Source organism: Thalassiella azotivora, from assembly GCF_054781695.1.
This window is the reverse complement of record NZ_BAAGTX010000027.1, coordinates 1-14,259: the sequence shown is the minus strand read 5'-3', so window position 1 is coordinate 14,259 and position 14,259 is coordinate 1. Positions and strand designations below refer to the sequence as shown.

At 74.8% G+C, this 14,259-nt stretch carries 13 protein-coding genes; 10 read left to right on the top strand and 3 right to left on the bottom strand.

The genetic code is table 11. The features are described from left to right. Nucleotides 1-31: 31 nt before the first annotated feature. Nucleotides 32-1,144: an esterase/lipase family protein gene (locus ACYVQV_RS16480; protein WP_461024404.1), complete on the bottom strand. Its 1,113-nt coding sequence runs from the start codon at nt 1,142-1,144 to the stop codon at nt 32-34. A gap of 410 nt (nt 1,145-1,554) precedes the next feature. Here ACYVQV_RS16480 and ACYVQV_RS16475 point away from each other — a divergent pair, with 410 nt between their 5' ends. From ACYVQV_RS16475 to ACYVQV_RS16460, 4 genes are all read left to right on the top strand, one after another. Further along, nucleotides 1,555-1,959: a cobalamin B12-binding domain-containing protein gene (locus ACYVQV_RS16475; protein ID WP_461024403.1), complete on the top strand. Its 405-nt coding sequence runs from the start codon at nt 1,555-1,557 to the stop codon at nt 1,957-1,959. A 132-nt stretch (nt 1,960-2,091) separates the two neighbouring features. Further along, the gene (gene sucC, locus ACYVQV_RS16470; protein WP_461024402.1) at nt 2,092-3,264 is read left to right on the top strand and encodes an ADP-forming succinate--CoA ligase subunit beta; all 1,173 of its coding nucleotides are present in this window, start codon (nt 2,092-2,094) and stop codon (nt 3,262-3,264) included. A 16-nt stretch (nt 3,265-3,280) separates the two neighbouring features. Next, nucleotides 3,281-4,168, top strand: a complete 888-nt coding sequence (gene sucD / locus ACYVQV_RS16465; RefSeq protein WP_461024401.1) for a succinate--CoA ligase subunit alpha — start codon at nt 3,281-3,283, stop codon at nt 4,166-4,168. A gap of 147 nt (nt 4,169-4,315) precedes the next feature. Further along, nucleotides 4,316-5,608: a cell division protein PerM gene (locus ACYVQV_RS16460; RefSeq protein WP_461024400.1), complete on the top strand. Its 1,293-nt coding sequence runs from the start codon at nt 4,316-4,318 to the stop codon at nt 5,606-5,608. Here the strand turns inward: ACYVQV_RS16460 and ACYVQV_RS16455 are convergent. Further along, nucleotides 5,605-5,985 carry a hypothetical protein gene (locus ACYVQV_RS16455; RefSeq protein ID WP_461024399.1) on the bottom strand — a complete coding sequence of 127 codons (381 nt, stop codon included), beginning with the start codon at nt 5,983-5,985 and terminating at the stop codon, nt 5,605-5,607. The two genes, ACYVQV_RS16460 and ACYVQV_RS16455, sit on opposite strands and share 4 nt — an antisense overlap. A 359-nt stretch (nt 5,986-6,344) precedes the next feature. Between ACYVQV_RS16455 and purN the strand changes: the two genes are divergently transcribed. The 4 genes from purN (at nt 6,345) to ACYVQV_RS16435 (ending at nt 10,026) form a co-directional block, all read left to right on the top strand. Then, entirely contained in the window at nt 6,345-6,974 is a 630-nt protein-coding gene (gene purN, locus ACYVQV_RS16450; protein ID WP_461024398.1) for a phosphoribosylglycinamide formyltransferase, read from the top strand. Beyond that, the gene (gene purH, locus ACYVQV_RS16445; RefSeq protein ID WP_461024397.1) at nt 6,971-8,578 is read left to right on the top strand and encodes a bifunctional phosphoribosylaminoimidazolecarboxamide formyltransferase/IMP cyclohydrolase; all 1,608 of its coding nucleotides are present in this window, start codon (nt 6,971-6,973) and stop codon (nt 8,576-8,578) included. The genes purN and purH overlap by 4 nt, the downstream gene beginning before the upstream one ends. An 8-nt stretch (nt 8,579-8,586) precedes the next feature. Then, nucleotides 8,587-8,958 carry a DUF3017 domain-containing protein gene (locus ACYVQV_RS16440; RefSeq protein WP_461024396.1) on the top strand — a complete coding sequence of 124 codons (372 nt, stop codon included), beginning with the start codon at nt 8,587-8,589 and terminating at the stop codon, nt 8,956-8,958. Between the two features lie 111 nt (nt 8,959-9,069). Next, the gene (locus ACYVQV_RS16435) at nt 9,070-10,026 is read left to right on the top strand and encodes a malate dehydrogenase (protein WP_461024395.1); all 957 of its coding nucleotides are present in this window, start codon (nt 9,070-9,072) and stop codon (nt 10,024-10,026) included. 164 nt (nt 10,027-10,190) lie between these two features. Here ACYVQV_RS16435 and ACYVQV_RS16430 read toward each other — a convergent pair whose 3' ends face one another. Further along, complete coding sequence (locus tag ACYVQV_RS16430) at nt 10,191-12,266, bottom strand: S9 family peptidase (RefSeq protein WP_461024394.1); 2,076 nt, start codon at nt 12,264-12,266, stop codon at nt 10,191-10,193. Between the two features lie 167 nt (nt 12,267-12,433). Here ACYVQV_RS16430 and ACYVQV_RS16425 point away from each other — a divergent pair, with 167 nt between their 5' ends. Next, entirely contained in the window at nt 12,434-13,651 is a 1,218-nt protein-coding gene (locus ACYVQV_RS16425; RefSeq protein WP_461024393.1) for an NADP-dependent isocitrate dehydrogenase, read from the top strand. 188 nt (nt 13,652-13,839) lie between these two features. Further along, the coding region (locus ACYVQV_RS16420) for an aromatic ring-opening dioxygenase LigA (RefSeq protein ID WP_461024392.1) at nt 13,840-14,259 on the top strand (420 nt) is incomplete at its 3' end.

The following is a 14,259-nucleotide window of genomic DNA, read 5'->3' as shown; positions in this document are numbered from 1 at the left end:
TCCGGGTCCGGTCACAGGTCCAGGTCGGACGTCAGCCGGGACGTCGCGTCGCGGGGCGCGCGGGCCGGTGGGGGCGGCCGCGCCGACCGCCTCTGCCCGGTCCGCTCGCCCGGTCCGCCCGTGCCGTCCGCTCGCCCGGCGCCGGCAGCGGCGTCACGCCGGCCGTCAAGGTGCTGCCGTCGGTGTCCAGCTGGCTCAGGGCACCGGTGATCTCGTGGACCAGCCGACCCTGGATGGGCAGCGACATGTGGCCCACCCCGCGGACCAGGTGGTTGTGGACGTGCAGGTCCGGGTGCTTCAGGCGGGCGTTGCGCTGGGGGACGATCATGTGGTCGATGTCGGTCCAGTAGGAGATGAACCGGGTGGTGCACCCGGGTGCCGGGGCGTCCAGCTCGGTCATCAGGTCGCTGCCGGGGCGCAGCTGGCGGCCCAGCGCCGCCGGGTACAGGTACGCCGTGCGCGTCCCGGCGTGCGGGGACCCGAGCGTGACGAGGGTGTGCACGCGCTCGTGGCCGCCGAGGCGCTGCACGTAGTACCTGGCGATCAGGCCGCCGAGGCTGTGCCCGACGACGTGGACCCGCTCGTAGCCGGTGTCGGCGACGAGGGCCTCCACCTCGGCCGCGAGCTGCGCGGCGGCCGAACGCACGTCGTTGGTCAGCGGGGAGTAGTTCGTGGTCAGGACCCGACCGAAGCCCTTGCGGCGCAGCCCTCGGCGCAGCAGCGTGAACACCGAGCGGTTGTCGACCATGCCGTGCACCAGCAGGATCGGCGTCCCCGCGGCCTCGACGTCGCCGATGACCAGGGCGCGCTGGGCGGGGGTCAGGCCCTCCAGGCGGTACTCGTCGCGCTCCTCGTGCCGCTCGGACACCAGGCCCCACGGGTACACGGCGAGATGGGCGGCGCACCACGCGGCCTCGACGGCGACGCCGGCCAGCCCCGCCGGACGGCAGACCGCCTGCGCCCCCCGCGCCAGCGCGGCGGCGGTGCTGCCGACGACGCCGCCGGCGACCCTGCCCGCGCGGACCGCCGCGTGCTCGAGCCCCAGGCCGCGGTCGCGGGCACCCGTCAGCATCGACGGGAGGGACGACGGGAGCGCCGGGCGCAGGGCGGGGCGCGACCCCGCCGGACCGATGGTCTCGGCCACCTGCCACCTCCTCGTGCGCCCGGCTGACGGCGCCGGACCGGGGTCCGACGCCACGGCGGCGGACCGGTCTGGGTGCTCCCAGCAGTTGACCGTGCAACCGTCCGCTGCTCCGGACGGTAGCGCGCTGTGCGCGACCCGGCCCCCCGAACCGCGGGGAGCGGCCCGTCCCGTGCGGGGAAACGCTCGCCCGCCCCACCTCGTGGCTACTCACCGTGAGCGCAGCGGTGCTGGCGGTGGGGCGTGACCTCGCTCGCACCGGCGCGCGGGACGACCGGGGGCGCGTCCGGTTCGGCTAGCCTGCCGCCGACCGGACGGCGCGGTGCGGCGGTCGCGGCGGCCCTGCCGCGCGGTCACCGTCCCGTCGAACCTGGGCGCCGCGTCGGCGTCCGCGGAGAGGGCGAGTGAGACCGATGGCGACTGAGGCACCGCTGCGCATCGTGGTGGCCAAGCCGGGACTGGACGGGCACGACCGCGGGGCCAAGGTCGTGGCCCGGGCCCTGCGCGACGCCGGCATGGAGGTCATCTACACCGGCCTGCACCAGACCCCCGAGCAGATCGTCGAGACGGCCATCGCCGAGGACGCCGACGCGATCGGCCTGTCGGTGCTCTCCGGCGCCCACATGACGCTGTTCCGCAAGGTCGTCGACCTGCTCGCCGAGCGCGACGCCGCCGACATCGTGGTCTTCGGCGGCGGCATCATCCCCGACGACGACCTCACCGCCCTGGAGGGGCAGGGGGTCGCGAAGGTCTTCACGCCCGGCACCCCGACGTCCTCGATCGTCGACTGGGTGCGGCAGAACGTCCAGCCCGCCTGACCCGGCGGGCGTCCCGGACGTCCGCGCGGCCTGCGTGACCCGGCTCACCTCCGCTCGGTCGGGGGCACCCCGACGGGGCCGATAGCCTTGCCGCCGGAACCCGTGACGCTTCGACGACGAGGACGGACCACCGTGGACCTGTTCGAGTACCAGGCACGCGACATGTTCGCCGAGCACGGGGTCCCCGTGCTCGACGGCTACGTCGCGGACACCCCCGAGGCCGCCCGCGAGGCGGCGGAGAAGATGGGCGGCGGCACCGTCGTCGTCAAGGCGCAGGTCAAGACCGGCGGCCGCGGCAAGGCCGGTGGCGTGAAGCTGGCCCACAGCCCCGACGAGGCCGCCGAGAAGGCCGGCGAGATCCTCGGGATGGACATCAAGGGCCACACCGTGCACCGCGTGATGGTGGCCCAGGGCGCGAGGATCGCCGAGGAGTACTACTTCTCCATCCTGCTGGACCGCGCGAACCGCTCCTACCTCGCGATGGCGAGCAAGGAGGGTGGCGTCGAGATCGAGCAGCTCGCGGTCGAGCGCCCCGAGGCCCTCGCGAAGGTGCCGGTCGACCCGAACACGGGGATCGACGAGGCGAAGGCGCGCGAGATCGTCGAGCAGGCCCAGTTCCCCGCGGAGGTGGCCGACGAGGTCGTCCGCGTGGCCCAGCTGCTGTGGACGGTCTACCGCGACGAGGACGCCACCCTCGTGGAGGTCAACCCGCTGGTGAAGACCGAGGACGGCAGGGTCATCGCCCTGGACGGCAAGGTCAGCCTCGACGCGAACGCCGACTTCCGGCACCCGGCCCACGCCGAGCTGGAGGACAAGGCCGCGACCGACCCGCTCGAGGCCGAGGCCAAGGAGAAGGGCCTCAACTACGTCAAGCTCGACGGCGAGGTCGGCATCATCGGCAACGGCGCCGGGCTCGTCATGAGCACCCTGGACGTCGTGGCCTACGCCGGCGAGCAGGCCGGTGGCGTCAAGCCGGCGAACTTCCTCGACATCGGCGGCGGCGCCTCGGCGCAGGTGATGGCGAACGGCCTGCACATCATCCTGAACGACCCGCAGGTCAAGAGCGTGTTCGTCAACGTCTTCGGCGGCATCACCGCCTGCGACGCGGTGGCCGACGGCATCGTGCACGCCCTCGAGATCCTCGGCGACGAGGCCACCAAGCCGCTCGTGGTCCGGCTCGACGGCAACAACGTCGAGGAGGGGCGGCGCATCCTGGCCGATGCCGCCCACCCCCTCGTGACGATGGAGGACACCATGGACGGCGCCGCCCGCAAGGCGGCCGAGCTCGCCGCCGCGGCGAAGTAAGGACGGGGACCCAGACATGGCGATCTTCATCGACGACAGCAGCAAGGTCATCGTCCAGGGCATGACGGGCTCCGAGGGCCGCAAGCACACCCAGCGGATGCTGGCCTCGGGCACGACCATCGTCGGCGGCGTCAACCCCAAGAAGGCGGGGGAGAGCGTCGAGTTCGACGGCGGCGTCTCCGTCCCGGTCTTCGGGTCCGTCGCGGACGCGATCAAGGAGACCGGCGCCGACGTCAGCGTCATCTTCGTCCCGGCCGCCTTCACGAAGGCGGCGGTGGTCGAGGCCGTGGACGCCGGCATCCCGCTCGCGGTGGTCATCACCGAGGGCGTGCCGGTCAAGGACACCGCCGAGTTCTTCACCTACGCCCAGCAGTCCGGCACCACGCGCCTCATCGGGCCGAACTGCCCCGGTCTGATCAGCCCCGGCAAGTCCAACGCGGGCATCATCCCCGCGGACATCTCCGGCCCCGGCCGCATCGGCCTGGTGTCCAAGTCCGGCACGCTGACGTACCAGATGATGTACGAGCTGCGGGACTTCGGCTTCTCCTCCGCGGTCGGCATCGGCGGCGACCCGATCATCGGCACGACGCACATCGACGCGCTCGAGGCGTTCCAGAACGACCCCGAGACCGACGCGATCGTCATGATCGGCGAGATCGGCGGCGACGCCGAGGAGCGGGCCGCGGCCTACATCAAGGACAACGTGACCAAGCCGGTCGTCGGCTACGTCGCGGGCTTCACCGCGCCGGAGGGCAAGACCATGGGCCACGCCGGCGCCATCGTCTCCGGGTCCTCCGGCACCGCCCAGGCGAAGAAGGAGGCCCTCGAGGCCGCGGGGGTCAAGGTCGGCAAGACCCCGTCCGAGACCGCCGAGCTGATGCGGGAGATCATGCGCTCGCTCTGAGCGACGAGTCCGACACCGCGGCCCCGCACCCACCTCAGGGTGCGGGGCCGCGGTGCGTCCGGGCGCTCCGCGGGGGACGGGCCGTCCGGCGACACCCCGCGGAGCCTGCGCCCGGGCGCCCGGCCGATGCCCGACGATGAGGGGGTCATGAGCCTGCTCACCCGCGCCGGCGCCCTGCGCGCCGCCGACCCCGACCGTCCGGGGACGCTGCCGGTCCAGTCCCCGTTCGTGCTGGGTGCCCTGGGCGCCCTGCAGGCCGGGACGGCGTCGCTGCTGTGCGTCCTCGCGCCGGTCGTCGTCGCGTGGGTCGTGTCCACGAGCACCGGGGCGGTGTGGACCGAGACGGTCCGCGCGGGCGCCGGGGCGTGGCTCCTGGCGCACCACGGGCCGATGCTGCTGGAGTCCGGCGGCCGGCTGTCGCTGGTGCCGCTCGGCCTGACGCTGCTGCCCCTGGCCTGGGCGTGGTCGGCCGGTCGCCGGCTCGGGGTCGCCGTGCACGCGGTCGCGCCGTCCGGGATGCGCAGCCACGTCGTCCGCGCCCTGGGCACGTTCACCGGCTGCTACGGCGCCCTGGTCGCCGGGGTGGGCCTGGTGACCACGACCCCGGGTGCCCGCCCCGCCGTCGTCGAGGCGGTCGCCGGCGCGGTGCTGCTGGCGGGCGGCGCGGCGGGTGCGGCGATCGCGCGCACCGTCGTCCAGGTGCGCGGGTGGCCCGGGACGACCGCCGGGGCCGTCGCCGGCCGCCTGCGCCTGCCGGTGTGGTCGCGGCACGTGCTGCGAGCGGCGGCGGTCACCGTCGCCGCCTGGCTCGCCGCGGGCGCGGCCCTCACCGCGGTCGCCGTGGTGGCGGGCCGTGACCGCGTCGGCGGTGTCCGCGAGGCCGTGGCCCCCGACCTGCTGCCGGCCGCGGGCCTGACCCTCCTCGACCTGGCCTACGTGCCCACGGCCGTGGTGTGGTCGGCGTCCTGGCTGGCCGGGCCGGGTTTCGCGCTCGGCACGGGGACCTCGGTCACCCCCGCGGCCGTCGTCCTCGGCCCGCTGCCGGCGATGCCGCTGCTGGGGGCCCTGCCCGAGCCCGGCGTCCACCCCGCGTGGTGGTGGGCGGTCGTCGCCGTCCCCGTCCTGGCCGGGGTCCTCGGCGGCGCCCACCTGCGTCGCGCCACCGCGGGGACCGCCGGCTGGCGCCGCCTCGCCCTGGCGCCCGCCGTCGGTGTCGCCGCCGGCACCGCCGCCCTGGTGCTGGCGTGGCTGGCCTCCGGTGCCGCCGGGGGTGACCGGTTGACCCACCTCGGTCCCGCCCCGGGCTGGGTCGCCCTCGCCGTCGCGGGGGAGACCACGGCCGGGGTGCTCCTGGCCCTGCTCGTGGGCTCGGGCCTGCGGCTGCCGTCGCGGTCGACCCCCGCCGCGCCCGCCGGTCCGCAGGAGCCCGCCCCGTCCTAGGGCGTCGCGGGGCCGGGCACCAGGTCGGTGAGCGTGCGCTCGTACTCGGCCAGGCACCGGCGCTCGGCCGCCTCGGTGACGGCGCGCTGCTGGCACCGCTGGAGCTCGGCCTGGACGGGCCACAGCGCGACGCTGGCGCCGTTGACGACCACCATCACCGCGGACAGTCCCACCCCTGCGGCGGCGAACGCCACGCCCGCCCCGCCCATCCGGGCCCGGACCACGGCACGAGTCGCCAGCACGCCGACGACCACCGCCCCCACGGAGAAGACCAGCGCCGCCGCCTGCCAGGGCAGGCGCAGGGTGGAGGTGACCACCGCGGCCAGGACCAGGACGGCGAACCTCGTCATCAGCCGCCCCGCCCGCCGCAGCGCCACGGGGTCGACGGGAGGGCGCGGCGGACCGGACCGGGGCGCCGGGCGCGGGCCCGGGAGGTGGGCGGACGGGCCCCCGGAGGCGGCCGGAGGCGGTGGCCCCTGGACCGGAGGGCCGGTCGGGGGAGCCCAGCCCGCAGGTCCGTCGTCGTGCTCGCGCGGGCCCTCGTCCGCCTGGTCCTCCGCCTGGTCACCGGTCGGGTCGCCCGCCCGGTCGTCGGGTGCGGGGGGCTGGGCGGGCGGGACCACGCGCCCATCGTCGCGCACCCGCCGCGGACCGGGTGGACCGGGTCCGCGCCGCACGCGAGCGTGACCGGTGGGGGCGTCCGTGGCCGGGCACCGGACCGATATCGTGGCCGCCCGTGACGGCACCGGTGTCCCTGCGCAGCCCGGCGCGGCTCGTCGTCCTCGTCTCCGGAGCGGGCAGCCTGCTGCAGGCGCTGCTGGACGCCGCCGCGGACCCGGCGTTCGGTGCGCAGGTCGTGGCGGTCGGGTCCGACCGCGACGACGCCGCGGGCCTGCGACGCGCCGAGGCCGCCGGGCTGCCGACGTTCGTCGAGCGCCTCGGCGACCACCCCGACCGCGAGGCGTGGGACGCGGCGCTGTCCGATGCGGTCACCGCCCACGACCCCGACCTCGTCGTCCTCGCCGGCTTCATGCGGTTGTGCGGCCCGCGGTTCCTGGGCCGCTTCGGCGGCCGCACCGTCAACTCCCACCCGGCCCTGTCGCCGTCCTTCCCCGGGACGCGAGGCCCCGCGGACGCCCTGGCGTACGGGGTCAAGGTCACCGGCGCCACCCTGTTCGTCGTCGACGCCGGGGTCGACACCGGCCCCATCGTCGCCCAGCGGGCCGTCGAGGTCGCCGACGACGACACCCCCGAGTCCCTGCACGAACGGATCAAGACGGTCGAGCGCGAGATGCTCGTCGACGCGGTGGGCCGGATGGCCCGCCGCGGCTGGGCCGTCGACGGACGAAAGGTCACCCTGCTGTGAGCGAGACCGGTTCCCCGACGCCCGAGACGTCCGCCGCGCCGGACGCGGAGGCGGCTTCGCCGATCCGGCGCGCCCTGGTGTCCGTGTACGACAAGACCGGCCTGGAGGACCTGGCCACGGGGCTGCACGCGGCAGGTGTCGCGCTGGTGTCCACCGGGTCGACCGCGGCGCGGATCGCCGCGGCCGGTGTGCCGGTCACGCCGGTTGAGGAGCTCACCGGCTTCCCGGAGTGCCTGGACGGCCGGGTCAAGACCCTGCACCCCCGCGTGCACGCCGGGATCCTCGCCCGCCGCGACGACCCCGAGCACGTGCGCCAGCTCGCCGAGCTGGGGGTGGAGCCCTTCGACCTCGTGGTGGTGAACCTCTACCCGTTCACCGAGACGGTGGCCTCGGGGGCGGGGCCCGACGAGTGCGTCGAGCAGATCGACATCGGCGGGCCGTCGATGGTGCGGGCCGCCGCGAAGAACCACGCGAGCGTCGCCGTCGTCACCTCCCCGGACCGGTACGCGGAGGTCGTGGAGGCGGCTGCCGGTGGCGGGCTGACCCTGCGCCGGCGTCGCGAGCTCGCCGCGGAGGCCTTCGTGCACACCGCCACCTACGACGTCGCGGTGGCGTCGTGGATGGGCAACGTCGTCGCGCCCACCGACGAGGGCACCGGCTTCCCCGCCTGGGTGGGCGCGACGTGGGAGCGTGCCGCGGTCCTGCGCTACGGCGAGAACCCGCACCAGCGCGGCGCGCTGTACCGCGCGCCCGGTGGCGGGGGGCTGGCCGGCGCCGAGCAGCTGCACGGCAAGGAGATGTCCTACAACAACTACGTCGACGCCGACGCGGCGCACCGTGCGGCGTACGACTTCGACGAGCCCGCCGTGGCCGTCGTCAAGCACGCCAACCCGTGCGGCCTGGCCGTCGGGCCGGACGTCGCCGCCGCGCACGCCGCCGCCCACGCGTGCGACCCCGTGTCGGCCTTCGGCGGCGTCATCGCCGCGAACCGCCCGGTGACCGTGGCCATGGCCGCGCAGGTCGCCGAGGTCTTCACCGAGGTCGTCGTCGCCCCGGACTTCGAGCCGGAGGCCCTCGAGGTGCTGCGGGGGCGCAAGAACGTGCGGCTCCTGCGCGCCGCCGCCCGCCACCGCGGTGGCGTGGAGACGCGGCCGGTGTCCGGCGGGCTGCTGGTGCAGGCCGTGGACGGCGTGGACGCCGAGGGCGACGACCCCGCGGCCTGGCGGTTGGCGGCAGGTGACCCCGTGGACGACGTGGTCCTGGCCGACCTGGCGTTCGCGTGGCGCGCCGTGCGGTCCGTGAAGTCCAACGCCATCCTGCTCGCCCGCGACGGCGCGACGGTCGGCATCGGGATGGGGCAGGTCAACCGCGTCGACTCCTGCCGGCTCGCCGTCGAGCGCGCCGGTGCGGAGCGCGCCCGTGGCGCCGTCGCGGCGTCCGACGCGTTCTTCCCGTTCGCCGACGGGCTGCAGGTGCTGCTCGACGCCGGGGTGCGGGCCGTCGTGCAGCCCGGGGGCTCGGTCCGGGACGAGGAGGTCGTCGAGGCCGCCCGCGCGGCGGGGGTGGCGATGTACCTGACCGGCACCCGCCACTTCGCGCACTGAGCGTGGTCGTGGCGACCGACGGTCCCCGGACGCCCGGGCCCGGCGACGCCGGGTCGCCCGGGCCTGGCGAGCCCGGCGGCGAGGACCGCCCGCAGCGCACGACGCCCGCCGTCGACCCCGCCCCCGACTGGCTGGGACCGGCGGTGCTGGCCGCGGTGACCACCGCCGTGGTCGGCGCCGTCCTCGTCGCCCTGGTGCTGGACTTCCGGCTCGCCGCGTACTGGCTGGCCTCGGTCCTGGTCGTCGTGGCCGTCGTCCGGGCGGTGCTGCCCGTCGCCCTCGTGGGGCCCCTGGCGGTCCGCTCGCGCGCGCTCGACGTGGCCGTGGCGGCGGTCACCGCGACGGGCCTCGTCGTGGTCGCGGAGGGCATCCCCCTGTGACCGCCCGCCGGGGCGGTCCGACGGGCCCCCTCGGCGCGGGGTCGACCGCGGTGCTCCGCTAGCCTCGGGCGCAGGTCCCACCCCCCCCCCGACACGAGGAGACCCGCAGCAATGGCGCGCAAGGGCAAGGTGACCGTCGTCGGAGCCGGCTACTACGGCTCGACCACGGCCCAGCGGCTGGCCGAGTACGACATCTTCGAGACCGTCGTCCTGACGGACATCAAGGACGGGTGGGCCGAGGGCCTGGCGCTCGACCTCAACCAGTCCCGCCCGATCGAGGGCTTCGAGACCCAGGTGGTCGGCAGGACCACCAGCGCCGAGGGCGAGGGCTACGAGGTCATCGAGGGCTCCGACGTCGTCGTCATCACCGCCGGCCTGCCCCGCAAGCCCGGGATGAGCCGGATGGACCTGCTCGAGGTCAACGCCAAGATCGTCCGCGGCGTGGCGGAGAACGTGGCGCGGTACGCGCCGGACGCCGTCGTCATCAACGTCTCGAACCCGCTCGACGAGATGACCACGCTCGCCCAGCTCGCGACCCAGTTCCCGCACCAGCGCGTGATGGGCCAGGCCGGGATGCTCGACACGGCCCGGTTCACCAACTCCGTGGCGGAGAGGTGCGGCGTCGAGGTCGGCAAGGTCCGCACCCTGACCCTCGGCTCGCACGGCGACACGATGGTCCCGGTCCCGAGCGCCTGCACCGTCGACGGCAAGCCGCTGACCGACGTCCTCGACGAGGCGACGATCGACGAGCTCGTCACCCGCACCCGCAACGGCGGTGCCGAGGTCGTCGCGCTGCTCAAGTCCGGTTCGGCGTTCTACGCGCCGTCCGCCGCGGCCGCCCGGATGGCCCGCGCCGTCATGGAGGACTCCGGTGCCGTAATGCCCGTCTGCGCGTGGGTCGACGGCGAGTTCGGCATCTCCGGCGTGTACCTGGGCGTCGAGGCCGAGATCGGCCGCGAGGGCGTGCGCAGGGTCGTCGAGCGCGACCTGACCGACACCGAGAAGCAGGGTCTGACCGAGGCCGCCGAGGCGGTCAAGGCCAAGGCCGCGGACGTCGCGAACCTCTGAGCCGCAGCGAGCACGGCTCGCAGCCGAGAGGCCCCGCACCGGACGCCGGTGCGGGGCCTCTCGCGCGTCCGGCGGTCGCCGTGCCCGCCCCCGGTTCGACGCACTCAGCGGGCTGACTGCGTTCTCGGGCGGCCGGTTCGCGCACTCAGCGGGCCGAGTGCGTGTCAGCCGGCGGACGCGTCGTCCGGCCGGGGAGCCGTCGGCAGGTGCCGCGCCCACCACCGCAGCAGGTGCTCGAACCGGGCGACGCGGTGCCGCGGCCGGCCGCTGCGCGTCAGCTCGTGCCCCTCGCCGGGGAACAGCAGCAGCTCGGACTCGACCCCCTGGAGCTGCAACGCGGTGAACCACCGCTGCCCCTGCTCGACCGGCGTCCGCCAGTCCGCCTCGGAGTGGATGACCAGGGTCGGGGTGGTGACCCGGTCGACGTAGGTCATCGGCGACTGGTCCCTCAGGCCGTCCCCGTCACCGTGGTACTGCGCGGGGAAGAACCAGCCGATGTCCGAGGAGCCCACGAACGACACCGGGTCCAGGTACCCGCGTTCGACCACCGCGGCGACGAAGCGGTCGGTGCGGGTGGTCAGCCACGCGGTCATGTACCCGCCGTACGACCCGCCCATCACCCCGACGCGGCCGGCGTCCAGCGGCAGGTCACCGGTGAGGACGCCGTCGAGCAGCTGGAGCAGGTCGTCGGCGTCCCGCCCGCCCATCGCGCCGCGGATGACCCGGCCGTGCGCCTCGCCGTACCCGGCGCTGCCGCGCGGGTTGGCCAGGACGACGGCGTACCCGGCGCCCGCGTACACCTGCGCCTCGTCGAACAGGCCCCAGCCGTAGTCGCCGTACGGGCCGCCGTGGACGTCGAGCAGCACCGGGTGCGGACCCGGCCCGTACCGCTCGGGGTCGGGCAGGACGACCCACCCGTGCAGCGGGTACCCGTCGTCGGCGGTGAGGTCCACCTCGACCAGCGGCCGCAGTGAGGTCTGGGCACGCAGCGCCGCCCCGACGTCGGTGAGCCGGCGGGGGGCGCCGTCCAGCCCCGGCGCGCGCAGCACCTCCAGGTCACCGGCCGTGCCCGGGTCGGCGACGACCGCGACGACCACCGAGCCGTCCGCGGTGGCGGCGACGGAACGGTGCCGACGGTGCCCGCCGGAGACGACGCGTGCGCTCGCGGCGTCGACCTCGCCGCCGTCCGGGTCCACCTCCAGCACCCGGACGGCGCCGCGCGTGCGGTCCTGCACGAGGACGCCGCGTTCGGTCACGGTGAGCGGGGCCGTGGTCTCGTTGAGGTCGATGCTCGCCGGGTCCGTCAGACGGCGAGCGTCGTCTCCGTCGGCGCCGACCGACCACAGCGACGGGTTGCGGGCGACGAAGTCCGTGCCGCCGGGGACCTCCATCGCCAGCGCGACGAGCTGCTCGGCACCCGACCAGGCCACCTGCAGGACGGTCAGGTCACCGGCGGTCACCGGCTGGGGTCCGTCGCCGCCGGCCGAGGGGTCGAGGTCCAGCACGTACGCGTGCCGGCGCAGGTCGCGCTCGCGGCCCTCGTGCCGGTCGGAGACGAACGCCAGCCGGGCGCCGTCCGGGCTCCACGCGGGGGAGGTGTCGTCGTGGTCGCCGTCGGTGACCTGCACGGGCTCCAGCCGCTCGTGCAGCGGCGTCGCGGCGTCCGGACCGGGCTGCTCCCAGCCGGGCCCGTCGGCGAGGCCGACCTCGTGCAGGTGCGCGGACAGGTCGAGGACGAACAGGTGCTGGCGGCGGTCGACCGTGTACCCGAGGCCGTCGGTCCGGTACGCCGGGCGGGTCACCAGCCGGGGCGGCTCGGCGTCGGGGGAGACGTCCGGGTCGGTGCCGTACCGGCCCTCCTCGGGGACGCGCGCCGACCACGCGAGCCGGCGCGAGTCCGGCGCCCACACCGGCGCCCCCACGCCGAGGGGCGCGTCGGTCAGCCGCACGGGCTCCCCGCCGCCCAGCGGGACGACGTGCAGCTGCGGCCTGCCCTTCCGCTCGGCGCGCAGGAAAGCGACGGCGCGCCCGTCCGGGCTGACCGCGGGGGAGGTGTCGCGGTGACCGCGGCTCAGCGGCCGTGGCGGTGCGGTGCCGTCCGTGCGGACGAGCCACAGGCTGCCGACGTACTCGTCGGTGGCGGTGTCGGGGCGCAGCACGGGGACGACGGCGTGGTGGCCGTCGGGGGTGAGCGCCGGGTCGGCGCAGGAGCGCAGGAGGTCGAGGTGCTCGGGACGCATCCCGCGACCGTAGTGCGGTTGGCTCACGCATCCCGCACGGGGCAGGGTGACCGTGTCGGCGTCGTCCGATATCTTGACGTCAAGAAAGATCGCCGAGCCGCTCCCGCGCGGCGGGCACCCCCACGAGCAAGTTCACGAGCACCGACAGCAGTCAGGAGAGCGCTCGCATGGCGAAGATCAAGGTCGAGGGCACGGTCGTCGAGCTCGACGGCGACGAGATGACCCGGATCATCTGGCAGTTCATCAAGGACCGCCTCATCCACCCGTACCTGGACGTGGACCTCGAGTACTACGACCTGGGCATCGAGCACCGGGACGCCACCGACGACCAGGTGACCGTCGACGCGGCCGAGGCGATCAAGAAGCACGGCGTCGGCGTCAAGTGCGCCACCATCACGCCCGACGAGGCGCGGGTCGAGGAGTTCGGCCTGAAGAAGATGTGGGTCTCGCCGAACGGCACGATCCGCAACATCCTCGGTGGCGTCGTCTTCCGCGAGCCGATCATCATCGGCAACATCCCGCGGCTGGTGCCGGGCTGGACGAAGCCGATCATCATCGGCCGCCACGCGCACGGCGACCAGTACAAGGCCACGAACTTCAAGGTCCCCGGCGCCGGCCAGCTGACCATGACGTTCACGCCGGAGGACGGCTCCGAGCCGATCCAGCACGTCGTGGCGAACTACGGCGCGGACGGCGGCGTCGCGATGGGCATGTACAACTTCAACAAGTCCATCGAGGACTTCGCCCGCGCCTCGTTCTCCTACGGCCTGCAGCGGGAGTACCCCGTCTACATGTCGACGAAGAACACGATCCTCAAGGCCTACGACGGCGCCTTCAAGGACATCTTCCAGCGGGTGTTCGAGGAGGAGTTCAAGGCCGACTTCGACGCCAAGGGGCTGACGTACGAGCACCGCCTCATCGACGACATGGTCGCCGCCGCGATGAAGTGGGAGGGCGGCTACGTCTGGGCCTGCAAGAACTACGACGGCGACGTGCAGTCCGACACCGTCGCGCAGGGCTTCGGCTCGCTCGGCCTGATGACGTCGGTCCTGATGACGCCGGACGGCAAGACGGTCGAGGCGGAGGCCGCGCACGGCACCGTGACCCGGCACTACCGCCAGCACCAGCAGGGCAAGCCGACCTCCACCAACCCGATCGCCTCGATCTTCGCGTGGACCGGTGGCCTCAAGCACCGCGGCAAGCTCGACAACACCCCCGAGGTCACGCAGTTCGCCGAGACCCTCGAGCGCGTCTGCGTCGAGACCGTCGAGAGCGGCAAGATGACCAAGGACCTCGCGCTGCTCGTCGGCCCCGACCAGGGGCACCTCACCACCGAGGAGTTCCTCGCCGCGCTGGACGAGAACCTCACGGCGGCGATGGCCTGACGGCCACCCGCCACGACGCGCCACGTCGGCCCGCCGCAGCCCCGGCTGCGGCGGGCCGACGGCGTCCGGGGACCAAGGTCCCCCCAGGAGGGGCCGTCCGGCACGTCGGGGGGACGGCGTGCCCTCCCGATGATCCTGGTGAACGGCGAGAACGCCGCTCACCCGATCACCAGACATGGAGCCCCGCCATGAGCGCCACGCTCGCCGCCCCCGTCAGCAGCACCCCGGCCACCACCCCCGCCACCGCCTCCGGCTCCCGGATCGTGCGCCTGCTCGCCGTCCTCGTCATGGTCGGCGGCGTCGTCCTCGCCGTCGGTGGCGCCGCGACCTGGGGCATGGTGCAGACGTCCCTGGGCGACGAGAAGATCACGGTCGCCGAGGACGCGCAGTGGTTCGCCGGCGAGCCGGTCGACGGCCCGCTGACCGCCTACTCCCAGGCCGACATCATCGAGAAGCACGCCCTCGAGGGCGCCGAGGGCATGACCTACGCCGAGCTCGACCGCGAGGACCCCCGCCGCGCGATGGTCATGAACGGCTCGTTCCTGCGGGCCTCGCTGTTCACCTCGGTCGTCTCCTTCGGCGTCGCCGCGATGGCGATGGGCCTCGGT